Annotated in this window: 17 protein-coding genes; 9 read left to right on the top strand and 8 right to left on the bottom strand. The window is 70.7% G+C overall.

Annotation, left to right across the window (positions count from 1 at the left end):
* The first annotated feature begins 87 nt into the window (after positions 1–87).
* The 4 genes from ACH4D5_RS22155 to ACH4D5_RS22170 all read left to right on the top strand — a co-directional run bounded on the left by ACH4D5_RS22155 (position 88) and on the right by ACH4D5_RS22170 (position 6,132).
* A complete protein-coding gene (locus tag ACH4D5_RS22155; RefSeq protein WP_398305131.1) occupies positions 88–2,073 on the top strand; it encodes an ATP-binding cassette domain-containing protein in 1,986 nt (661 codons plus the stop codon).
* A gap of 162 nt (positions 2,074–2,235) precedes the next feature.
* Positions 2,236–3,123 (top strand): FadR/GntR family transcriptional regulator, encoded by an 888-nt coding sequence (locus ACH4D5_RS22160; RefSeq protein ID WP_398305134.1) that lies wholly within the window; start codon positions 2,236–2,238, stop codon positions 3,121–3,123.
* A gap of 468 nt (positions 3,124–3,591) precedes the next feature.
* Positions 3,592–5,136 carry an RNA polymerase sigma factor gene (locus ACH4D5_RS22165; RefSeq protein WP_398305137.1) on the top strand — a complete coding sequence of 515 codons (1,545 nt, stop codon included), beginning with the start codon at positions 3,592–3,594 and terminating at the stop codon, positions 5,134–5,136.
* Positions 5,137–5,301: 165 nt separating this feature from the next.
* Entirely contained in the window at positions 5,302–6,132 is an 831-nt protein-coding gene (locus ACH4D5_RS22170) for a serine protease (RefSeq protein ID WP_398305140.1), read from the top strand.
* Between the two features lie 174 nt (positions 6,133–6,306).
* On the opposite strand, the gene ACH4D5_RS22175 is transcribed toward ACH4D5_RS22170, so the two are convergent.
* The gene (locus tag ACH4D5_RS22175; RefSeq protein ID WP_362992703.1) at positions 6,307–6,537 is read right to left on the bottom strand and encodes a hypothetical protein; all 231 of its coding nucleotides are present in this window, start codon (positions 6,535–6,537) and stop codon (positions 6,307–6,309) included.
* 443 nt (positions 6,538–6,980) lie between these two features.
* On the opposite strand from ACH4D5_RS22175, the gene ACH4D5_RS22180 reads away from it, so the two are divergent.
* The 3 genes from ACH4D5_RS22180 (at position 6,981) to ACH4D5_RS22190 (ending at position 11,374) form a co-directional block, all read left to right on the top strand.
* Complete coding sequence (locus ACH4D5_RS22180; RefSeq protein ID WP_398305143.1) at positions 6,981–9,104, top strand: type IIA DNA topoisomerase subunit B; 2,124 nt, start codon at positions 6,981–6,983, stop codon at positions 9,102–9,104.
* Positions 9,105–9,236: 132 nt separating this feature from the next.
* Positions 9,237–9,785 carry a DUF485 domain-containing protein gene (locus ACH4D5_RS22185; RefSeq protein ID WP_398305146.1) on the top strand — a complete coding sequence of 183 codons (549 nt, stop codon included), beginning with the start codon at positions 9,237–9,239 and terminating at the stop codon, positions 9,783–9,785.
* Positions 9,782–11,374, top strand: a complete 1,593-nt coding sequence (locus tag ACH4D5_RS22190) for a cation acetate symporter (RefSeq protein ID WP_398305149.1) — start codon at positions 9,782–9,784, stop codon at positions 11,372–11,374. Before ACH4D5_RS22185 ends, ACH4D5_RS22190 begins: the two co-directional genes overlap by 4 nt.
* Before the next feature lie 46 nt (positions 11,375–11,420).
* Here ACH4D5_RS22190 and ACH4D5_RS22195 read toward each other — a convergent pair whose 3' ends face one another.
* Genes ACH4D5_RS22195 through ACH4D5_RS22210 form a run of 4 tightly spaced genes read right to left on the bottom strand, consistent with a single transcriptional unit; the run spans position 11,421 to position 16,124 of the window.
* On the bottom strand, positions 11,421–12,098 hold the full coding sequence (locus tag ACH4D5_RS22195) for a response regulator (RefSeq protein WP_398305152.1): 678 nt from the start codon (positions 12,096–12,098) through the stop codon (positions 11,421–11,423).
* Positions 12,095–13,786 (bottom strand): ATP-binding protein, encoded by a 1,692-nt coding sequence (locus ACH4D5_RS22200; RefSeq protein WP_398305155.1) that lies wholly within the window; start codon positions 13,784–13,786, stop codon positions 12,095–12,097. Before ACH4D5_RS22200 ends, ACH4D5_RS22195 begins: the two co-directional genes overlap by 4 nt.
* A gap of 28 nt (positions 13,787–13,814) precedes the next feature.
* Positions 13,815–14,831 carry a sucrase ferredoxin gene (locus tag ACH4D5_RS22205; protein ID WP_398305158.1) on the bottom strand — a complete coding sequence of 339 codons (1,017 nt, stop codon included), beginning with the start codon at positions 14,829–14,831 and terminating at the stop codon, positions 13,815–13,817.
* Between the two features lie 36 nt (positions 14,832–14,867).
* Positions 14,868–16,124: a citrate synthase family protein gene (locus tag ACH4D5_RS22210; protein WP_398305161.1), complete on the bottom strand. Its 1,257-nt coding sequence runs from the start codon at positions 16,122–16,124 to the stop codon at positions 14,868–14,870.
* A 120-nt stretch (positions 16,125–16,244) separates the two neighbouring features.
* On the opposite strand from ACH4D5_RS22210, the gene ACH4D5_RS22215 reads away from it, so the two are divergent.
* A complete protein-coding gene (locus ACH4D5_RS22215) occupies positions 16,245–17,435 on the top strand; it encodes a citrate synthase/methylcitrate synthase (protein ID WP_398305164.1) in 1,191 nt (396 codons plus the stop codon).
* A gap of 16 nt (positions 17,436–17,451) precedes the next feature.
* On the opposite strand, the gene ACH4D5_RS22220 is transcribed toward ACH4D5_RS22215, so the two are convergent.
* A complete protein-coding gene (locus ACH4D5_RS22220; protein WP_362992718.1) occupies positions 17,452–17,691 on the bottom strand; it encodes a hypothetical protein in 240 nt (79 codons plus the stop codon).
* 246 nt (positions 17,692–17,937) lie between these two features.
* The gene (locus ACH4D5_RS22225; protein ID WP_398305167.1) at positions 17,938–18,492 is read right to left on the bottom strand and encodes a DUF6082 family protein; all 555 of its coding nucleotides are present in this window, start codon (positions 18,490–18,492) and stop codon (positions 17,938–17,940) included.
* A 340-nt stretch (positions 18,493–18,832) separates the two neighbouring features.
* On the opposite strand from ACH4D5_RS22225, the gene ACH4D5_RS22230 reads away from it, so the two are divergent.
* Positions 18,833–19,897 (top strand): CobW family GTP-binding protein, encoded by a 1,065-nt coding sequence (locus tag ACH4D5_RS22230; protein ID WP_398305170.1) that lies wholly within the window; start codon positions 18,833–18,835, stop codon positions 19,895–19,897.
* 41 nt (positions 19,898–19,938) lie between these two features.
* Here ACH4D5_RS22230 and ACH4D5_RS22235 read toward each other — a convergent pair whose 3' ends face one another.
* Positions 19,939–22,392, bottom strand: coding sequence for a DNA topoisomerase (ATP-hydrolyzing) subunit A (locus tag ACH4D5_RS22235; protein ID WP_398305173.1), 2,454 nt, complete (start codon positions 22,390–22,392; stop codon positions 19,939–19,941).
* Positions 22,393–22,456 lie beyond the last annotated feature (64 nt).

Genomic DNA, 22,456 nt, shown 5'->3' on the forward strand with positions numbered 1-22,456 from the left:
TGCTGCAGTACCCACGGGGTTCGTCCGTCCCCGATCCGGCGGACGGGCCCCGGCCGCCGAGCGGTCGCACATCCTGCGAGAGAAGCGATGATCCAGGCCATCGGACTGACCAGCAACCCCCGCCAGGAGCTCCCGCCCGCCGTGGACGACGTGTCCTTCGAGGCGCGCACCGGCCGCGTGACGGCGCTGCTCGACGCCGACACCGCCGACGCGACCACGGTGCTGCGGCTGATGCTCGAACTCCAACAAGGCCGTGGAATCACCTACTTCAGAGGCCGCCCACTGCACCGCATCGCCCGGCCCTCGCGCGAGGTGGGCGTCCTCCTCGGCGAGGTCCCCGGGCACCCCGCCCGCTCGGTCCGCGGCCATCTGCGCATGCTCTGCGCGGCCGTGGGCGTGCCCGCCGGGCGCGCCGACGACGTCCTGGAGGTCGTCGGACTCGTCAGCCTCAGGGAGGAGCGCCTCGGCACCCTCTCACGCGGCATGGACCGCCGTCTGGGGCTCGCGTGTGCGCTGCTCGCCGACCCGCACGCCCTCGTCCTGGACGGGCCCGGTGATGGTCTCTCGGCCCGCGAGAGCGCGTGGCTGCACGGAATCCTGCGGGCCCACGCCGACCGCGGCGGCACGGTCCTGTTCACCACCGACGATTCCAAGGAGGCCGCCCGGACCGCCGACCGCGTCGTCACTCTGGAGTCGGGACGGCTGGTCGCCGACCAGGAGGCCGCGGACTTCGCCCGGACCAGGCTCCGCCCCCGCGTCGCCGTCCGGAGCCCGCACGCCGCCCGCCTCGGCGCCCTGCTCACCAAAGAGGCACGCGCGGGCCGACGCTCGATCGAGGTGGTGACGGAGGACGGCAACAGGCTCTCCGTGTACGGAAGCAACTGCGCCGACGTGGGGGAGACCGCGTACCGGCACGGCATCCTCGTCCACCAACTCGCCGACGAAATCGGCGACACGGGCCCGCAGCAGCCGGAGCCCGCGGAGCCACCCCGCACCGCCATCACGGTCGCTGCCTCCACCGAACCCGACACCGCACTCGGCACCGCACTCGGCACCGCGCGCGGCACCGCACTCGGCACCGCACTCGGCACCGCGCGCGACACTGCACCCGGCGCCGACCCCGACCCCGGGCTCCCCGCCAGGGCCCCGCAAGAAGCCCTTTCGCTCACACTCCCGCTCCCAGTCGAAGGCGACGACACGGTCCCGCTCTCCGAGGTCGCGCACACCGCGCACACCGCGCACGCCCCGCATGCCCCGCGAGGCGCGCTGTCCCCCCTGCCGCCCCCCATCACCGTCCGCCCCAGCCGAAGCCCCCTCAACCCCTTGCGCTACGAAGTGCGTCGTCTGCTGGGCGTCGGCGCGGGCTACTTCACCCTGGCCGCCGTCCTCGCCGGCTCCGCCCTGCTCTGCGTCCTCCTGGCGCGGACCGGACACACGCCACAGCCGCGCCTCCTCGCGGCCTGGCCGCACGAACTCCCCCTGCCCCCCGCGGCCCTTGGCGCCGGGCTGCTGGGAGCCCTCGCCTTCGGCGACGAGTTCCGCCACCCCGCGCTCGCCGCGGACCGGGGCACCGTCCCGCGCCGCCTCGGGCTGCTCGGCGCCAAACTGCTCGTCGCGGCCGCCACCGCACTGCTCCTGAGCATCGTCGCGGTGGCCTCCGACGCCGCGCTGCTCCACCTTGTATACGGAGACGAGCTCACAAAGGTTCCCGCCGACTGGCTTTCCTTGGGCGCGAGTTGGGTGGCCCTGGTGACGGGCTGCGCCTGGGCCGGGGTGCTGGCCGCGGGTGTCTTCCGCTCCACGGCGGCCGGCCTCGCCGCGGTGCTCGCGGTGCCGATCGTCGTCGTACCCCTCGTACAGAAAGCCGTCGAGGGGCCGTCTGTGCGATCAGCGGCCGGACTTCCCGCGCGGCTCAGGGACCTCGCTCTGGTGCAGTGGCCGTTCGGTGCCGAGCGGTATCTGGCGGCGGGAGTGCGCATGATCGCTCAACCCGTGGGCGGCGCGCTGATGTTGTCGCTGACCGCTCTGCTCTGCACGTATCTGCTCACGGCGACGCGTGCCAGGGTCCGCTGAGGGCCGTCCGGGGCCTTCCGGTGAGGCGTTGTGCACAACTCCCCGGAGGGCGTCCGTTTCTTTCCGATAAGGCGTCAATTGCGGCGGGGTAAGCGATCACCCTTTCGTGTGCTTTTCACCAAAGACCTCAAGGGAGTTGGAGGCAACGCCGACAACTGATCCGTGAGTACCCTTGCGCACACCATGATGACCACCGCCCGCTCCGCCGACTCCGGCCTCGCAGGACCGGGCGACCTCGACCGATACCCGTACGCGGAGCCCGCCGGTGGCGACCGCGTCGTCGCCCCCGTGTGGGACGGCCCCGACCAGGATCTGGGGCGCATGGGCCGGCGCGCCGCCGGAAGTCGCGGCCGCGGGCTGCACGGCCAACTCGTCCAGCAGCTGGGCCAGATGATCGTCTCCGGCGACCTCGGAGCCGACCGCCCCCTCGTTCCCGAGGAGATCGGCCAGCGCTTCGAGGTCTCCCGGACCGTCGTCCGCGAGTCCCTCCGCGTGCTCGAGGCCAAGGGCCTCGTCAGCGCCCGGCCCAACGTCGGCACGCGCGTGCGCCCCGTCAGCGACTGGAACCTGCTCGACCCCGACATCATCGAGTGGCGCGCCTTCGGCCCGCAGCGCGACGACCAGCGGCGCGAGCTCGGCGAGCTGCGCTGGATGATCGAGCCCCTCGCCGCCCGCCTCGCCGCCGGGCACGGCCGCGAGGAGGTGCAGCAGCGCCTCTCCGACATGGTCGAGATCATGGGCCACGCGCTGGGCCAGGGCGACGTGATCACCTTCTCCCGCGCCGACGCGGAGTTTCACTCGCTGCTCATCCAGGTCGCGGGCAACCGCATGCTGGAGCACCTGTCCGGCATCGTCTCGGCCGCCCTCCAGGTCTCGGGCGGGCCGATCACCGGCTGCGACCGTCCCAGCGAGGCGTCCCTCGTGCACCACTCCCGCGTCGTCGAGGGCCTCGCGGCGGGCGACGGAGCCGGCGCCGAGGCCGCCATGCGGCAGCTGCTCGTCGTCCACCCCGAGGTGGAGCGCGTCGTGCCCGCCCCGCGCGAGCACTGACCGCGCGGCCACCCCGGCGCCGCTGTCGTGCGCGTGCCCCGCGGCGGCGCTGAGCCGTCGCGTACGCCACTCCGCGACCGTCGACGACTCCCGCCCCGCTGTCCTGTGTCGCCGGACCTCCGCGGGCTCCTCAGGAGCCCCACGGAGTCCGGCGACACGATTGTGGGGGTTTCTTCGCCGGGCATCCGGGGATCATTCGTGCATGCGTATAGGTGGCTTCTGACCGTGTCTGGATGCTTTTGTGCGCTTACGTGGTGTGACTCGGGCCACGTAGATTGGGCGTAACGCTCCAAGGAACAGCGCGATGACCTAAGAGGTGATAGCCGAGGAGGGAATACAGACGTCGTCCGCGACGCTGTGCAGCTCCCCGGCCCCCGCCCGCGCCGTCGGCACAATCCCCAGCCGCCGGTCGTCGGCTCCGGTCCACAATGGACGGGGCCGGAAGCCGTTTTCCAACGTTCCGAGAGGTTGTTCGTGTCGGCCAGCACATCCCGTACGCTCCCGCCGGAGATCGCCGAATCCGTCTCTGTCATGGCGCTCATCGAGCGGGGAAAGGCTGATGGGCAGATCGCCGGCGATGACGTGCGTCGTGCCTTCGAAGCTGACCAGATCCCGGCCACCCAGTGGAAGAACGTTCTGCGCAGCCTCAACCAGATCCTCGAGGAAGAGGGTGTGACGCTGATGGTCAGTGCCGCGGAGCCCAAGCGCCCCCGCAAGAGCGTCGCAGCGAAGAGCCCGGCCAAGCGCACCGCGACCAGGACGGTCGCCGCCAAGGCCGCCACGGCGAAGCCCACCGCCACCGCCGCCACTGAGGCACCGACCGCGGACGGTGCCTCCGAGGACGCGCCCGCGAAGAAGGTCGCAGCCAAGAAGACGACGGCAAAGAAGGCCGTCGCCAAGAAGACCACCGCCAAGAAGACGGCGGCCAAGAAGACCACCTCCAAGAAGGACGCCGACGAGCTCCTGGACGAAGAGGTCACCGAGGAGGCACCCGCCGCCGGCAAGCCCGGCGAGGGCGAGCCCGCCGAGGAGGGCGCCCAGGGCTTCGTCCTGTCCGACGAGGACGAGGACGACGCGCCGGCCCAGCAGGTCGCCGCGGCCGGCGCCACCGCCGACCCGGTCAAGGACTACCTGAAGCAGATCGGCAAGGTCCCGCTGCTCAACGCCGAGCAGGAGGTCGAGCTCGCCAAGCGCATCGAGGCCGGCCTGTTCGCCGAGGACAAGCTGGCCAACGCCGACAAGCTCGCCCCGAAGCTCAAGCGCGAGCTGGAGATCATCGCCGAGGACGGCCGCCGCGCCAAGAACCACCTCCTGGAGGCCAACCTCCGTCTGGTGGTCTCCCTGGCCAAGCGCTACACCGGCCGCGGCATGCTCTTCCTGGACCTCATCCAGGAGGGCAACCTCGGTCTGATCCGCGCGGTCGAGAAGTTCGACTACACCAAGGGCTACAAGTTCTCCACGTACGCCACCTGGTGGATCCGTCAGGCGATCACCCGCGCCATGGCCGACCAGGCCCGCACCATCCGTATCCCGGTGCACATGGTCGAGGTCATCAACAAGCTGGCCCGTGTCCAGCGCCAGATGCTCCAGGACCTGGGCCGTGAGCCCACTCCGGAGGAGCTGGCCAAGGAACTCGACATGACCCCGGAGAAGGTCATCGAGGTCCAGAAGTACGGCCGTGAGCCGATCTCCCTCCACACCCCTCTGGGTGAGGACGGCGACAGCGAGTTCGGTGACCTCATCGAGGACTCCGAAGCGGTCGTGCCGGCCGACGCGGTCAGCTTCACGCTCCTCCAGGAGCAGCTGCACTCCGTCCTGGACACCCTCTCCGAGCGTGAGGCGGGCGTGGTCTCCATGCGCTTCGGCCTCACGGACGGCCAGCCCAAGACCCTCGACGAGATCGGCAAGGTCTACGGAGTGACGCGTGAGCGCATCCGTCAGATCGAGTCGAAGACGATGTCGAAGCTGCGTCACCCGTCGCGTTCGCAGGTCCTGCGCGACTACCTCGACTAGGCACGTCGGCCGCCCCGGCGGCTGACGAAGCACTCCACGAAAGGCCCGGAGCCCGCAGCACGCGGCTCCGGGCCTTTCGCGCGCGTGACGCGGGGTGCGGGTGCGGGGCGGGTGATACTGCATGACTCTGGGGTACTAACTGGCAACCCAGAGTGAGGAGATCGCATGCGTCGTCCCTTCGCCCGAGCGTGGACCGGGGCGCTGGTCGCGGCGGCCACAGCCGCCGCCCTGCCGCTGGCCGCACCGGCGCCCGCGACGGCCGACAGCGTGATCGTCGGGGGCAGCCCGGTGGAGGTGTCCGAGAGTCCGTGGGTGGTGGCGATCGCCAGTCGTGACCGGTTCGGCGGTGACCGCTCCGGGCAGTTCTGCGGTGGCGTGGTCACCGGGCGCTCGACCGTCCTGACGGCGGCCCACTGCATGAGCAAGGAGGTCCTGGGGGTGCCGCTGGGCCAGGTGCCGGACCTGAGGGTCATCGTCGGCCGCGGAGACCTGCGGTCGACGGAGGGCCAGGAGGTCCGGGTGAGCAAGGTCTGGGTCAACCCGGAGTACGACAGCTACACGAACTCCGGCGATGTGGCGGCGCTGACCCTGGCCGAGCCGCTCTCCGAGACGCACACGATCCGCATGGCGGGCCGGGGCGATCCCGCGTACGAGGCGGGGACGGGCGCCACCGTGTACGGCTGGGGCGACACCACGGGCAGCGGCGACTACGCCCGTACGCTGCACGCGGCGCGTGTGGAGGTTCTGGCCGACGCGGAGTGTGAGAAGGCGTATCCGGGCAGTGCCGACGGGCGCTTCGTGGCCCGCAGCATGCTCTGTGCCGGTGAGGCGGGCGGTGGGCGGGACGCCTGCCAAGGGGACAGCGGCGGGCCGCTGGTCGCGCGAGGGCGGCTCATCGGGCTCGTGTCCTGGGGGAGCGGCTGTGGGCGCCCCGGCAGGCCGGGCGTCTATACGCGGATCTCCGAGGTCGTCGACGCGGTGAACGCCCGCGGCTGAGGCTCAGGCGGCCCCAGGGCTGGAGATCGGGCCAGGAGGGGGCTCAGGAGGCCCGGGAAGGGGCCTGGGAGGCCCTGAGACGAGAGCGGGCGGCCGCTCCTGCTTGTCGAGCAGGAGCGGCCGCCCGTTCACCGGCCTGGTGTGCCGGAGCTGGCTCGTCGTGGATGCGAAGTGTCAGCGTTCCTCTTCGGTGCTGCTGTCGGGAACGGCGGTCAGTCGCTCCGTCTCATCCTGTATCTCAGCGGCGATCTTCTTGAGTTCCGGCTCGAACTTGCGTCCGTGGTGGGCGCAGAAGAGCAGTTCACCGCCGCTCAACAGGACGACGCGCAGGTATGCCTGGGCGCCGCAGCGGTCGCAGCGATCAGCGGCCGTCAGGGGGCTCGCGGGGGTCAGAACAGTAGTCACGTCGCCTCTTCTCTAGCTCGACGAGCTGTCGTACCAGGGTCAACATCCAACCAGGCCGAAAACGTTCCCGCTCGTGGCTTTTCCTCGAATGTTTCTTTCCGAGGAGGTTGTCCGTTGCCGGTTGGCGGCGAATGTGCCGTATTGCGTCTCTTACGTGTCTTACGGTTTCGCGCTGTCTGTCAGGGTCAGATCCTCCCCGGCTGGCTTGCCGGTTGTTCATGAGGACGTGCCCGGAGCCTAAATGGTTCATGCCTCGAAGGGAACGTGACGTGCGCTTCACTCCATCGAGGGATCGAACATGTATGCGAGTCTGGACTAGTCTGAGTTGAGACGAGGGTGGCGTTACAACGGCTCTACCAGGCCTCGGTACCCTCGGACCGGCAACCGAAGCCGCGTCCTTACCCCAAAGGACTCCCCTTGAAATTCAGCGAGGAGCGAACCGCGTGACCGCCGAGACGTCCGTGCCGTCCACAGCATTGCTGACAGGAGCAGACCGGGACGGTTCCAACTACACCGCGCGGCACCTGCTCGTCCTGGAGGGGCTCGAGGCGGTCCGCAAGCGTCCGGGCATGTACATCGGGTCGACGGACAGCCGCGGCTTGATGCACTGCCTCTGGGAGATCATCGACAACTCCGTCGACGAGGCCCTGGGCGGGTACTGCGACCACATCGAGGTCATCCTCCACGACGACGCCTCCGTAGAGGTCCGGGACAACGGCCGGGGCATCCCGGTCGACGTCGAGCCCAAGACCGGCCTCTCCGGAGTCGAGGTCGTCATGACCAAGCTGCACGCGGGCGGAAAGTTCGGCGGCGGTTCGTACGCCGCGTCGGGCGGTCTGCACGGCGTGGGCGCCTCCGTGGTGAACGCGCTCTCCGCGCGGCTGGACGTCGAGGTCGACCGCGCCGGGCACACCCACGCGATCAGCTTCCGGCGCGGCGTCCCCGGCGCTTTCGCCAAGACAGGGCCCGACGCGCCCTTCGACCCCTCCGCCAAGCTGACCAAGGTCAAGAAGATCCCCAAGGCCCGCAGCGGCACCCGTGTGCGCTACTGGGCGGACCGGCAGATCTTCCTCAAGGACGCCAAGCTCTCCCTGGAGAACCTGCACCAGCGGGCGCGGCAGACCGCGTTCCTGGTGCCGGGCCTGACCATCATCGTGCGGGACGAGTTCGGTCTCGGCGAGGGCGGCACGAAGGGTGAGGAATCCTTCCGCTTCGACGGCGGCATCAGCGAGTTCTGCGAGTACCTGGCGCAGGACAAGGCGGTCTGCGACGTCCTGCGGTTCTCCGGGCAGGGCAGCTTCAAGGAGACCGTCCCCGTTCTGGACGACCACGGCCAGATGACGCCGACCGAGGTCACCCGTGAGCTCGGCGTGGACGTGGCGATGCGATGGGGCACCGGTTACGACACGACGATCAAGTCGTTCGTCAACATCATCGCCACTCCGAAGGGCGGCACCCATGTCAGCGGTTTCGAGCGTTCGCTGACCAAGACGATGAACGAGGCGATGCGCGCCCAGAAGGTGCTCCGCGTCGCCGAGGACGACATCGTCAAGGACGACGCCCTGGAGGGCCTCACGGCGGTCGTCACGGTGCGTCTGGCGGAGCCGCAGTTCGAGGGGCAGACGAAGGAGGTGCTCGGTACCTCCGCGGCCAACCGCATCGTCGCCAATGTGATCGCCAAGGAGCTCAAGGCGTTCCTGACGTCGACCAAGCGGGACGCGAAGGCGCAGGCCCGCGCGGTCATGGACAAGGCGGTCGCGGCCGCGAGGACGCGTATCGCGGCGCGCCAGCACAAGGACGCCCAGCGGCGCAAGACCGCCCTGGAGTCCTCGTCGCTGCCCGCGAAGCTGGCGGACTGCCGCAGCGACGACGTGGAGCGCAGCGAGCTGTTCATCGTGGAGGGCGACTCCGCGCTCGGCACCGCGAAGCTCGCGCGGAACTCGGAATTCCAGGCGCTGCTGCCGATCCGGGGCAAGATCCTGAACGTGCAGAAGGCGTCCGTGACGGACATGCTGAAGAACGCCGAGTGCGGTGCGATCATCCAGGTGATAGGAGCCGGGTCGGGCCGGACCTTCGACATCGACGCGGCGCGCTACGGAAAGATCATCCTGCTCGTGGACGCCGACGTCGACGGCGCGCACATCCGGATCCTGCTGCTGACGCTGTTCCAGCGGTACATGCGGCCGATGGTGGAGGCGGGGCGGGTGTTCGCCGCGGTGCCGCCGCTGCACCGCATCGAGCTGAGCCAGCCGAAGAAGGGCCAGGACAAGTACATCTACACGTACTCGGACCGGGAGCTGCGGGAGACGCTCCTGGAGCTGCAGCGCAAGAACGTGCGGTACAAGGACTCCATCCAGCGGTACAAGGGCCTGGGTGAGATGGACGCCGACCAGCTGGCCGAGACGACGATGGACCCGCGGTTCCGCACCCTGCGCCGGATCAACATCTCGGACCTGGACTCGGCCGAGCAGGTCTTCGACCTCCTGATGGGCAACGACGTCGCGCCCCGCAAGGAATTCATCACCAGCTCCGCCGCGACGCTCGACCGCTCCCGCATCGACGCGTAGCCCGGCTCCTGCCGGGAGCTGGGCGGCTTCACCTGATGGGGTGAAGAGCGCTGGGAGGAGAGTCACGGATCTTCCCGTTCTGCCCATCCTTGGGCACGTGGCCGAACAGGGCCGCGGGCTAAGGAGAGTTCGGTGGAGAAGCACGACGGGCCCGATGTGGTGCCGGGCCGGGCCGATGCCGGCCGGGGCCGGTCCGGAGACCTGAGGGATCCCTGGTACGACGCGCTCGCGTCCGGCTGGGGAGAACCGGACGGCACGGGGGCGCCGGCCTCCGTGGTGTCGCCCCGGACCGTGGCCCCGCAGCGGAGCGTGAGCCCGGCCGACATCTACCTGGAAGTGCAGCGCAGCGACGCCTTCCAGGAGGTGCGCGGCAGGTACCGGCGGTTCGTCGTCCCGGCCTGCGCCGTCTTCTTCACCTGGTACGTCGCGTACGTCGTGACCGCGACGTCGGCGCCGGCCCTGATGGCACGGCCCGTCGCCGGAGCCGTGAACGTGGCGATGCTGGCGGGGCTCGGACAGTTCCTCACCACGTTCCTGCTGACCTGGGCGTACGCGCGACACGCGAGGCTGCGGCGGGACCGGGCGGCGCTCGACCTGCGCTGGGCCGTCTTCGAGCAGAAGAGGCAGCAGGAGCAGCGACGGGAGCAGGAGCAGCGGCGGGAGCAGGCGGCCGGCCGATGACGGGGGATCACCAGGGCCTGGCCCTGCTGCTGTTCGGGGTGTTCGTGGCCGTCACCCTCGCGATCACCACCTGGGCGAGCCGCAACCGCCACGGCACCGCGGAGGAGTTCTACGCGGGCGGGCGGCTCTTCTCCCCCATGGAGAACGGTTTCGCCATCGCCGGTGACTACATGTCGGCCGCCTCCTTCCTCGGCATCTCCGGCCTGATCGCCCTCTTCGGATACGACGGGCTGCTCTACTCGGTGGGCTTCCTCGTCGCCTGGCTGGTCGTGCTGTTCCTCGTGGCCGAACTGGTGCGCAACTGCGGCCGGTTCACGCTCGGGGACGTCGTCGCCGCACGGATGAGGGAGCGTCCGGTACGGATCGCGTCCGGAACTTCCTCGGTGACCGTGTCCGTTCTCTACCTGGTGGCGCAGATGGTGGGGGCGGGCTCACTGGTGGCGCTGCTGCTCGGCGGGACGAGCGGCGCGGCGCAGACCTGGACCGTGGTCGGCGTCGGCGCGCTCATGGTGTTCTACGTGTCGTTCGGAGGGATGAGGGCCACCACCTGGATCCAGATCGTCAAGGCGGTCCTGCTGATGGGCGGGGCGATCGCGCTGACCGTGCTCGTCCTGGTGCGCTTCCACGGGGACTTCGACCAGCTGCTGCGGACCGCGGCGGACCGGAGCGGCCACGGCGACCGGTTCCTCGCGCCCGGTCTGCGGTACGGCGGCGACTGGACCGCGCGCCTCGACTTCATCAGTCTCGGTCTCGCGCTCGTGCTCGGCACAGCCGGTCTGCCGCACATCCTGTCCCGCTTCTACACCGTGCCGACCGCGCGCGCCGCCCGCCGCTCGGTCGTCTGGTCCATCGGTCTCATCGGCAGCTTCTACCTGATGACGATCGTGCTCGGCTTCGGCGCGGCGGCCTTGGTGGGCCCGGACGCGGTGCGCGGGTCGAACGCCGCGGGGAACACGGCGGTTCCGCTCCTCGCGCTCGACCTGGGAGGCGGCGCCCACACCACAGGCGGAACGGTTCTGTTCGCGGTCGTCGCCGCCATCGCCTTCGCGACGATCCTCGCCGTGGTCGCCGGCATCACCCTCGCCTCCTCGGCGTCCGTGGCCCACGACCTGTACGCCTCCCTGCGGCGGCGGAACGCGAAGCCGCGCAGCGAGGTGGCGGTCGCCCGGCTCGCCGCGGCCGGGGTCGGCGTGGTCGCGATCGGCCTCGGCCTGCTGGCCCGCGACCTCAACGTCGCGTTCCTGGTGGGCCTCGCCTTCGCGGTCGCCGCCTCCGCCAACCTGCCCGTGCTGCTCTACTCCCTGTTCTGGCGGAACTTCACCACGCGGGGTGCGGTCTGGACGGTGTACGGGGGACTGTTGCCCGCTCTCGCGCTGGTGATCCTGTCGCCCGTCGTCTCCGGAGAGCCCGGTTCCCTGTTTCCCGGGGTGGACTTCCAGTACTTCCCCCTGGAGAACCCCGGCCTCGTCTCCATCCCGCTGGGCTTCCTCGCGGGGTGGCTCGGCACGGTGACCTCGCGCGAGGAGGCGGACGAGGCCAAGCACGCGGAGACGGAGGTGCGGTCGCTCACGGGCGCGGGCGCGGCGTAACGGTTCCGCCGATGACCGGGAGGCCACCGGACGGCTCCCGGAGCGCTCAGACGCCTGCCGTCCACTCGTAGCGGTGCTCCGGACGGCCCGTGTCGCCGTACTTGAGACTGAGCCTGACCCGGCCCGTGCGCTCCAGGAGTTTCAGATAGCGCTGTGCCGTCTGCCGGCTGAGCCGGGTGCGGTCCGCCAGCTCCTGGGCCGAGAGCGGCCCCTCAGCGGCCATCAGGGCCCGCCGCACCAGCTCCGCCGTGGTGGGGGAGTGGCCCTTGGGCAGCTCGGGGGCCGGAGTGGCCGAGAGGGCGCCGAAGATGCGGTCCACCTCGGCCTGCTCCGCCTCGCCTCCGCCGTCCAGGGTGCGGCGCAGCGTCGCGTACGCGTCGAGCTTGGCGCGAAGCCCGGCGTACGAGAACGGTTTGACGAGGTACTGGAGTGCGCCGTGCCGCATCGCCGCCTGCACCGTGGCGACGTCACGCGCCGCGGTCACCATGATCACGTCGGTCTGATGGCCGCGCTCCCGCAGACTGCGTACGACCGAGAGGCCCGTCTCGTCCGGCAGATAGTGATCCAGCAGCACCAGATCGACGGGGACGTCCTCGACGAGCCGCAGGGCCTCGGCGGCGTTGTGTGCCTTCGCCACCACCCGGAAGCCGGGGATCTTCGCCACATAGGCGGCGTTGACGTCCGCGACCCGGATGTCGTCGTCCACGACGAGAACCTCGATCATCGTGGCTCCTTCGGGGCCCTTGTCATCGTCGCTCCTTCGTGCGCGCGGTCGTCGTGTTCCTCCGGCGCGGCGAGCTCGGGCCGCGTGAGCGCCTCGGGCAGGACGACGGTGAACTCCGCGCCCCCGTCCGGCGCCTCACCGGCCCGGGCGGAGCCGCCCTGCCGTTCGGCGAGCCTGCGGACCAGCGCGAGGCCGATGCCGCGCTTGCCGTGAGCCGGGGGCTCCTTGGTGGTCCAGCCCTCGGTGAAGATCGTCTCGCGCCGCTCGGCGGGGACTCCCGGGCCCGAATCGCAGACCTGGAGGACCACGGTTCGCCCTTTGGCGCGCACATCGACCTCCACGCGCGCGTGGCGGGTGCCCGCGGCGGCGTCGAGCGCGTTGTCGACGAGGTTGCCGACGATCGTGACGAGCCCGCCCGGATCGACGAGCCGGTCCGGCAGAGCGGTCTCGCGCCGTACAGAGAGCGCGACGCCCCGCTCCGCGGCGACCGTGGCCTTGCCGACCAGCAGGGCCGCGAGCAGCGGATCGTGGATCTTCTCGGTGATCTGCTCGGCGGTCACGCGGTGGGCCCCTGCCACCTCGCCGACGAACTCCGCCGCCTCCTCGTACATCTCCAGTTCGAGCAGGCCGAGGAGCGTGTGCATGCGGTTGGCGTGTTCGTGGTCCTGGGCGCGCAGGGCGTCGATGAGGCCGCGGGTGGAGTCGAGCTCGCGGCCGAGCTGCTCCAGCTCCGTCCGGTCGCGCAGGGTGGCGACGGCGCCCCCGTCGTCGGTGGGCATGCGGTTGGCGACCAAGACGCGCTGCCCGCGCACCGTCAGCAGGTCGGTGCCGGTCACCCGGCCGGCGAGCACGTCGGTCGTCCGGCCGGGGCCGAGCGCCGCGTCGAGCGGCTGGCCGATCACTTCGGTGCCGAGACCGAGGAGGCGCTGCGCCTCGTCGTTGAGCAGCCGGATCCGGCCGGTGCGGTCGAGGGCGACGACGCCCTCACGGATGCCGTGCAGCATCGCCTCGCGCTCCGCGAGCAGGGCGGAGATGTCCGAGAAGGCCAGGTCGCGGGTCTGCCGCTGCACCCTGCGGGAGATCAGATACGCCGCCAGCGCGCCGACGGCGAGAGCCCCGCCCGCGTAGGCGAGCAGCCCCGGGATCGCGTGGACCAGGCGAGCCCGCACACTGTCGTACTCGATGCCTACGGAGACGGCGCCCACGATGTCCCCGTGCGCGTCCCGCAGCGCCACCTTGCCCCGGGCCGAGCGGCCCAGGGTGCCGTTGTCGATCTCCATGACGTCGCGGCCCGCGAGGGCGTCGCTCGGGTCCGTCGAGACGACCTTGCCGATCTGGGTGCGGTCGGTGTGGGACCAGCGCACACCCTTCTTGTTCATGATCACCACGTACTCGGCGCCGCTGGCCCGCCGGATCCGCTCGGCTGCCGCCTGGACCGGCCCGTCGGCCGTGGGCCGCGAGGCGGACAGGTCCTCGGCGATCTCCGGCTGGGCGGCCGTCGTCTGGGCGATGGCGAGCGCGCGGCGCATCGCCTGGTCGTCGAGCTGATCGCTCAGCGGTGCGAGGAAGAGGCCGGTGGCGAGCACCGCGACCCCGGCGGCGATGGCCAGCTGCATCAGCAGCACCTGCGAGAACACGCGCCGCGGCAGGCCGAGGCGGAGGCGTCGCGCAGGGGAGGTGGGGCTCATGTGTACGAACGGTACGGCGGTGAGCGGTCTACTCCGAAGTCACTGTGGCGGGGATCTCGTCCCCCGGTCCGCCGGGGCCGTCAGGGAGCGCCCGGATCGCCACCACGTCCATCCGCGCGGGCGACGCGAGGGCCGCGCCGCAGCTCTCCGGGCGGGGCGGCAGGGAAGCGCCCTGCTCGACGGTGACCCGCCACCGGCGGCCGTCGGCGTGCGCGACGGTCACCTCCAGACGCGGAGCCGTGCCGTGCGGATCCGTGTCGTCCGAACCTGTCCCGCGTGAACCCGTCCCGTGCGAGTCCGTGCCCTCCGTGGCGACGACGTTCAGCGTCCCCGCCGCGTCTTCCCCGGTCGACCTGCGCACCGCCAGCTCGGCGGCCTGCCCCGGCCGCTCCCATGCCGAGCTGCCCCGGCAGCCCTCGGTGACGACGCGGTCCGCGCGCACCGCCTCCAGGACTTCCTTGACGGCCGGCACGTCCATCCGGCCGTACGCGTATCCGTGGGGCAGCACGAGCAGGGTCGGGGAGAACCGATGACCGCCCAGATGAGTGATTTCCCAGGCGCCCTCTTCACCCGAGGCGGTGAGTGCGGCGGCGAGCGGCCTGCCGAGCAGGGCACAACAGCGGTCGCGCTTGCCGTTCGTGCAGACGAATGCGAGCGGGGCGCCGGTGTGCGGGGCCCCGAAGCCGCCGTGGTCACCCGCGCCGAGGGCGGCGAAGTCGAGGTCCAGCAGTCGCCGCGGGTCGTCGAGCACGGCGCCGCGCAGCCAGGTGCGACCGGGGACGGTGTGTCCCACGTACACCTGGTGGCGGCGCGGCGTGTGACAGTCCGCGTGGCGTCCGGGGCGGCGGATGAGGGCGACGCGCACGCCGGTTCCCTCAGCGGCCTTCTCCAGGGCGCGGCCGATCTCCGGGTCGAGGTGGCTGGACTTCAGCGCCTTGGCGCCCCAGGGGCCCGGCTGTTCCAGCAGGAGCCATGTCCTGGCGGTGGCGGCGGTTCCCGCGAGAGGCTCGGCCAGGTCCCGCGAGGCAGTCGCACACGTACTCACACAGGCGAGCCTAAGCTACGCCTCACGTCGGGCGGTTCACCCCTCCGGGGAGGGCTTCGGACGGGGCGGACGCAGGCCCACGTACTGGCCGCTGGGGCGCATGCGCAGCGGTCGTTCCTCGTACTCCTCCAGGGCGTGCGCGATCCAGCCCGCCGTGCGCGCCACCGCGAAGATCGTCTCGCCCGCCTCCGCCGGCATGCCCGAGGAGACCGTGAAGACGGCCAGCGCCAGGTCGACGTTGGCGTGCAGATCGGTGTGGCGGGCGGTGGTGGCCACCACGTCCCGGGCCGCGGCGAGGGCGGGTCCTGCCTTCGGCATCGCCTCCAGGAGGGCGAACAGCGCCTGCGCGCGCGGGTCCTCGCCCTGGTAGAGGCGGTGGCCGAGGCCGGGGACGCGGCGTCCTGCCCGGAGTTCGTCGGCGACCACGGGGCTCGCGCTGCCCCGGTCGAGCACGTCGAGCAGCATGCGGTGGGCGAGGCCGCTCGCCGCACCGTGCAGGGGGCCCTCCAGGACGCCGAGCCCCGCCGACACCGCGGCGTAGGGATGGGCGCGCGCCGAGGCGGCGACCCTGACGGCGAGCGTCGAGGCGGCCAGGTCGTGGTCGACGAGCAGCGCGAGTGCCGTGTCCAGCGCGTGCAGCGCTGCCTCGTCGGGCTTGTTGCCGGTCAGCCGCGCCCACAGGCGGCGGGCCAGGGGGCCCTCGTCGCGGTGGCCGGACAGGACCGGCGGCAGCGCGGTCACGAGGGTGGGGATCAGCGTGCGCGCGGTCCCGATGACCGCCTCTTCGGAGAGGTCGAAGCGGAGCGGGTCGGCGGCCGCGGCGGAGATGGCGGCGACGCGGAGCCGGTCGGTGGGTCCGCTGTGCTCGGGCAGCGCGTTGACGGCGCGACGGGCCGCGGCGACGGTCTCCTTCGGGGCGGTGAAGCGGATGCCGGGGCGCAGGACACCGGTCCACAGCCACTCGGCGACCTCTTCGTAGGAGTGGTTCAGGGCGAGCTCCGCGGCGTCGACACCGCGGAAGTAGTAGCGGTCCTCGTCGATGAGCGTGATGCGGGTGCGCACGGAGAGTTCGTTGCCCGTGGTCGGTGTCGCGGGCTCCCGCCTGTTCCTGCGGGCCAGCGCCTCGACCTCCCCGGCGTCGAACGTACTGCCCCGGGACCCCGGGCCGCGGCGGCTGCTGAGCTGACCGCGGCTCACGTACGCGTACACGGTCTCGGGCTTCACGCCGAGCAGCTCGGCGGCTTCCTTGGTGCTGAGCCGCCGGCCTTCGCGCGTGGCTCCTTGATCCGTCATGGGCGTCACCGTATCCGCATCCCGACGTCTGTATGCGTACATTGATTTAATCAATATTGACAGACTGTCAGTCAAGCATAGACAGTCGAATCAAGTCCAGGGAGGAAGTCGAGGAACAACATGCCGATCAATGGCTCCGCCGCCACCCCCACCGAGCCCGTGGAGGTCCCACGAGGACTCGCGGGTGTCGTCGTCACCGAGACCGAAGTCGGAGACGTCAGGGGACACGAGGGCTTCTACCACTACCGCCAGTACTCGGCCGTCGAGCTCGCGCAGAGCCGCAGCTTCGAGGACGTGTGGCACCTGATGCTCCACGGCGAGCTGCCGGACGCCGGGCAGAGCGCCGCCTTCGCCGCGCACACGGCGTCGCTGCGCCACCTGCCCGCGGAGGTGAGCGCCGCGCTGCCTGCCGTGGCGCGCGCGAGCGTGCTGTCGGGTCCGCTCTCCGGACTCCGCACCGCCCTGTCGCTCTTCGGGGCGTCGAAAGGCTTCCGCCCGGTGTACGACATCGACGACGACCGGCGCCGCGCGGACGCCCTTGCCGCGTCCGCCGTCGTGCCGACGCTGCTCACCGCGCTGTACCGGCTCGGGCAGGGCCTCGACCCCGTCGAACCCCGCGACGACCTGTCGTACGCCGCCAACTACCTCTACATGCTCACCGGTTCGGAGCCGGACGCCACCCGCACCCGGGCGATCGAGCAGTACTTGATCTCAACGATTGACCATGGCTTCAACGCGTCGACGTTCACCGCCCGGGTCATCACCTCGACCGGCGCGGACGTGGCCGCCTGCCTGGTGGGCGCGGTCGGCGCGCTGTCGGGCCCGCTGCACGGCGGTGCGCCGAGCCGCGCCCTCGACACCCTCGACGCGATCGGCACGCGCGACCGCATCGACGGCTGGATCCGCGAGCGCGTCCTGGCGGGGGACCGCATCATGGGCTTCGGGCACCCCGTCTACCGCACGGAGGACCCGCGCTCGCGCATGCTGCGGGGCATCGCCCAGCGGTTCGGCGGCGAGCTGGTCGAGTTCGCGGTCGAGGTCGAACGGCACGTCGAGGCGATCCTGGCGGAACTGAAGCCGGGGCGCGAACTGCACACGAACGTGGAGTTCTACGCGGGCGTGGTCATGGAGCTGTGCGGGCTGCCCCGCGAGATGTTCACGCCCACGTTCGCCTCGGCGCGCGTGGTGGGCTGGAGCGCCAACATCCTGGAACAGGCCCGCGACCCGAAAATCATCCGGCCTGCGGCACGGTATGTGGGGGTGGCTCCTCCGGTGCCGGTGCCGGTGCCGGTGCCGGTTCCGGAGGAGTGAGGCACCGGACCGACTGTCAGGCGTCGGGGATGTCGGCCTTGGCCCGGATGAGCGTCTCGCGGGAGATCGTGACGATGCGTTCGTAGTCGGCTCGCGAGGCGTCGGCGGGGAGGCCGGCATCCAGCGTGGCTGTGACGTCGGTGCCGATGACAGCGAAGCTTCCGTCGGACAGTTCGAAGATGTCGGGGCAGTTCTGGCCTGTCGCACAGCCTCGCGCACGAGGAGATGCCCCGATCCGACGGATGATCTGGCTCACTGTCGTTTCCCTTTGATCTCGCGGCCGACGCGTCTTGCCGCGCCGTGAGACCCGGGTCGGAAGGGCTCGCAGACAAACGGGTGGAACACCGGCGCTCTTGTGGTGGTGAAGTCCCACGCGGACGAACGCGCGTGAAGCTGCGTTCACCGTCTGGCACTGCAAAACGCACAGTGCCAAATTTGGTTACGCGCAGTGTTCGCGACACGAGCGGGACGTTCACCATCCCCCAGGTGGGCTCAGGCGGACTCAGGCGGGATCGGTCGGCGGCGGCTCGCCCACGACCCACCAATCATCGATGTCCGCCTCCTCCAACTGCCGTAGGAGGTCGTCGACCAACAGGCCCAGTTGGGCCTCCTCCGTGGCGCTGTCCAGCGTCGCCCGGTGAGGCTGCGTCGCGTGCCAGTACTCGCGGACGATCGGGTTCTGGAGCATGCCGCGGGCATATCCGTAGAACTGCTCCCGGGTGAAGTTCCCGATGCGGTAGTTGAGCACCATGTTGGTGTACATGGCATTGGCGTAGAGGTACTGCCGTTGCCGCTTGGCGGAGACGCCCTCTCCGTAGGCGTCGAGGACCTCGGCGAGGTCGGCGTCGTCCATGGCCTTGCTGAGCAACTCCCAGTGGAGCCGCTGCTGGCAGGTCAGATTCGTGTGGCGCTGGGTCCGCGCCGACCGCTCCAAGCACCTGAGTCGCTCGTCGAGCGCGTCGAAGGCGCGTCGCTGAGCGGCCGAGGTGGCGACGGCGCCCGCGGCGATGCCAAGCCCTGCTGTGACAACGCAACGCAGCATCTCTGCCGCGTGCATCTTTGTGAACATGTCAACCCCCGATTCGGGCGACCGTCCGCCGGTCGTCGGGTGCGGGTCGACGGGGAGCGGACCGGCGAGCGGTGGGCGGTGCGCTTGCCGTCTCCCAGAGTGCCGAGCGGCTCTGATCGGCGGGGAGGTGGCACGGCGGCGCACGGGGAGCAGAAGCAGTCGCGCATCCCGGCGCCGTGTCTGACGTGTGCCCCGCGAGCGCCGCTAACAATCGTTCACTTCGCGGCCCGGCTACGCCCGCCTATCCTTGGCCGGTCTTCATTCGTCGTACGGGATCCGTCGCGGGATCCGCCGGGGTCCGTACCAGCGTCGACACGAGAGGTCCGCGTTGAACAAGCAGCAGATTCCGGTCGTCGTCCTCGCCGGCTTCCTGGGCTCGGGCAAGACCACCCTGCTCAACCATCTGCTGCACCGCAGCGGCGGCAGCCGGATCGGAGCGATCGTCAACGACTTCGGTTCGATCGAGATCGACGCCATGTCGGTCGCGGGGCAGCTCGGCGACTCGACCGTCTCCCTCGGCAACGGGTGTCTGTGCTGTGCCGTGGACGGCAGTGAGCTCGACGAGTACCTGGAGCGGCTCGCCCGGCCCGCCGCCGGGATCGACGTCATCGTCATCGAGGCGAGCGGGCTCGCGGAGCCGCAGGAGCTCGTGAAGATGCTGCTCGCCAGCGAGAACCCGCACATCGTCTACGGAGGGCTCGTCGAGGTCGTCGACGCCGCCGAGTTCGACGCCACCAGGGAGCGGCACCCCGAGGTGGACCGGCATCTGGGCATCGCCGATCTCGTCGTGGTCAACAAGACCGACCGTGTGCCCGCGGAGGAGCGTGAGCGCGTCCTGGATGTCGTGCGCGGGCTCGCGGGGCGCGCGGCCGTCGTCGCCGCCTCCTACGGCCGCGTCGACGTCGAGCTGTTCTTCGACCGCGCGCCGGTGGGGGAGCGGGTCGGACAGCTCTCCTTCGACGATCTGCACGATCACGACGCAGACGGTGAGGACCATGAGGGCGGTCATCACGACCACCTGCACTCCGCCTACGAAAGCCTCGCCTTCACCTCGGACGTGCCCATGGGGCCGCGCCCCTTGATGGCCCTGCTCGACAGCCGTCCCGAAGGGCTCTACCGCATCAAGGGGTACGTCGATTTCGGCCCCGCCGACCCGCGCAACCGGTACGAGGTGCACGCCGTGGGGCGGTTCCTCCGCTTCTACCCGGAGCCGTGGGCTCCGGACGAGCCGCGGCTGACCCAGCTCGTGCTCATCGGGTCACACATCGACGTACCGGCCCTTGAGAAGGAGCTGGAGGGGTGTCGCGAATACGCCCCACAGGCCGACGAGCGTGGCATGTGGGGCGTACTGCGGTACGTGCAGGAGCCTGAGGAGGCTGACGAGGAGGTGTAGCCGCTGCGGCTGCACCGGTCCGCGGCTGCAGCGGCTCCGCGCTACACCGGTCCCGCCACCGCCGTCACCGGCTTGCCCAGCGAGACGCCCGAGCCGTCGCGGCGCGGGTCGATCTCCGGCAGCTCCGCCGGGGAGCCGTTGCGCTGGGCCGCGCGCGGCGGCGTCGGGCCCGCCCAGGCGAAGCTCAGGCAGTCCTCGCCCTTCAGGAACCGCTGGACGCGCACACCGCCCGTGGCGCGGCCCTTGCGCGGGTACTGGTCGAAGGGCGTGAGCTTGGCCGTCGTCTGCACCGAGTCGTCGAGCGTGCCGCGCGAGCCCGCCACCGTGAAGACCACGGCGTCCACCGCCGGGTCCACCGCCGCGAAGGAGATGACCTTCGCGCCCGCGGCCAGCTTGATGCCCGTCATGCCGCCCGCGGGGCGGCCCTGCGGGCGGACCTGGGAGGCCTGGTAACGCAGGAGCTGGGCGTCGTCCGTGACGAAGACCAGGTCCTCCTCGCCGGTGCGCAGCTCGGCCGCGCCGACGATCCGGTCACCGTCCTTGAGGGTGATGACCTCCAGCTCTTCCTTGTTGGACGGATAGTCGGGGACCACACGCTTGACGACGCCCTGCTCGGTGCCGAGCGCGAGGCCCGGCGAGGACTCGTCGAGCGTCATCAGGCAGATCAGCTTCTCGTCCTTCTCCAGGGTGAGCAGCTCCGCGACGGGTGCTCCTCCGGAGAGGTTGGGCGCGCTCGCCGTCTCCGGCAGCTGGGGAAGGTCCACTACGGAGAGGCGCAGCAGCCGCCCCTGGGAGGTGACCGCACCCACCTCGCCGCGCGCCGTCGCCGGCACCGCCGAGACGATCACGTCGTGCTTGACGCGCTTGGTGTCGCCGTCGGCGAAGGGGTCGCCGTTGGCCGTGCGGGCCAGGAGGCCCGTCGAGGACAGGAGCACCCGGCACGGGTCGTCCGCCACCTGGAGCGAGACCGTGGCGGCCGGGGAGCCGGCCGACTCCAGGAGCACGGTGCGCCGGTCGGTGCCGAACTTCTTGGCGACGGCGGCCAGTTCCGAGGAGACCAGCTTGCGCAGCTCCGCGTCCGATTCGAGGATGCCGGTCAGCTCGTCGATCTCGCCGTTGAGCTTGTCGCGCTCGGACTCCAGCTCGATGCGGTCGTACTTGGTCAGCCGGCGCAGCGGCGTGTCCAGGATGTACTGCGTCTGGATGTCGCTGAGCGAGAAGCGCTCGATCAGGCGCTCCTTGGCCTGCGCGGAGTTGTCACTGGAGCGGATGAGGCGGATGACCTCGTCGATGTCCAGGAGGGCGACCAGGAGGCCCTCCACCAGGTGCAGGCGGTCGCGCTTCTTGCCGCGGCGGAACTCGCTGCGGCGGCGCACCACGTCGAACCGGTGGTCGAGATAGACCTCGAGGAGCTCCTTGAGGCCGAGGGTGAGGGGCTGACCGTCCACCAGCGCGACGTTGTTGATGCCGAAGGACTCCTCCATCGGCGTCAGTTTGTAGAGCTGCTCAAGGACGGCCTCGGGGACGAAGCCGTTCTTGATCTCGATGACCAGGCGCAGGCCGTGCGAGCGGTCGGTGAGGTCCTTGACGTCCGCGATGCCCTGGAGCTTCTTCGAGCCGACCAGGTCCTTGATCTTGGAGATGACCTTCTCGGGGCCGACCGTGAAGGGCAGTTCGGTGACGACGAGGCCCTTGCGGCGCGCCGTCACGTTCTCCACGGAGACCGTCGCGCGGATCTTGAAGGAGCCGCGGCCCGATTCGTACGCGTCCTTGATGCCGTTGAGCCCAACGATCCGGCCGCCCGTGGGCAGGTCGGGGCCCGGCACGTACTTCATCAGGGTCTCGAGGTCGGCGCCCGGGTGCTTGATCAGGTGACGGGCGGCGGCGATGACCTCGCCGAGGTTGTGCGGCGGCATGTTCGTCGCCATGCCGACGGCGATGCCGGACGCGCCGTTGACCAGGAGGTTCGGATACGCCGCCGGGAGGGCGGACGGCTCCATCTCCTGGCCGTCGTAGTTCGGCTCGAAGTCGACGGTGTTCTCGTCGATCGACTCCGTCATCAGGGAGGTGGCGTCGGCCATCTTGCACTCGGTGTACCGCATGGCGGCCGGCGGGTCGTCGTTGCCGAGGGAGCCGAAGTTGCCGTGGCCGTCCACCAGGGGGAGGCGCATCGAGAAGGGCTGGGCCATGCGCACCAGCGCGTCGTAGATCGACGCGTCTCCGTGCGGGTGCAACTTACCCATGACCTCGCCGACGACGCGGGCGCACTTCACATAGCCGCGGTCGGGGCGCAGGCCCATCTCGTTCATCTGATAGACGATTCTGCGGTGGACCGGCTTCATGCCGTCGCGGGCGTCCGGCAGGGCGCGGGAGTAGATGACCGAATACGCGTACTCGAGGAAGGAGCCCTGCATCTCGTCGACTACGTCGATGTCGAGGATCTTCTCCTCGTACGCGTCGTCGGGCGGCGGGGTCTTCGTGCTGCGGCGGGCCATCGCTGCTGCGGCTCCTTCACCAAGCAAGTGCGGGTTCTGACGCCGACCATTGTGGACTGTCCCA

The sequence above is a fragment of the Streptomyces sp. NPDC018029 genome (assembly GCF_044327655.1).
Classification (GTDB): Bacteria; Actinomycetota; Actinomycetes; order Streptomycetales; family Streptomycetaceae; genus Streptomyces.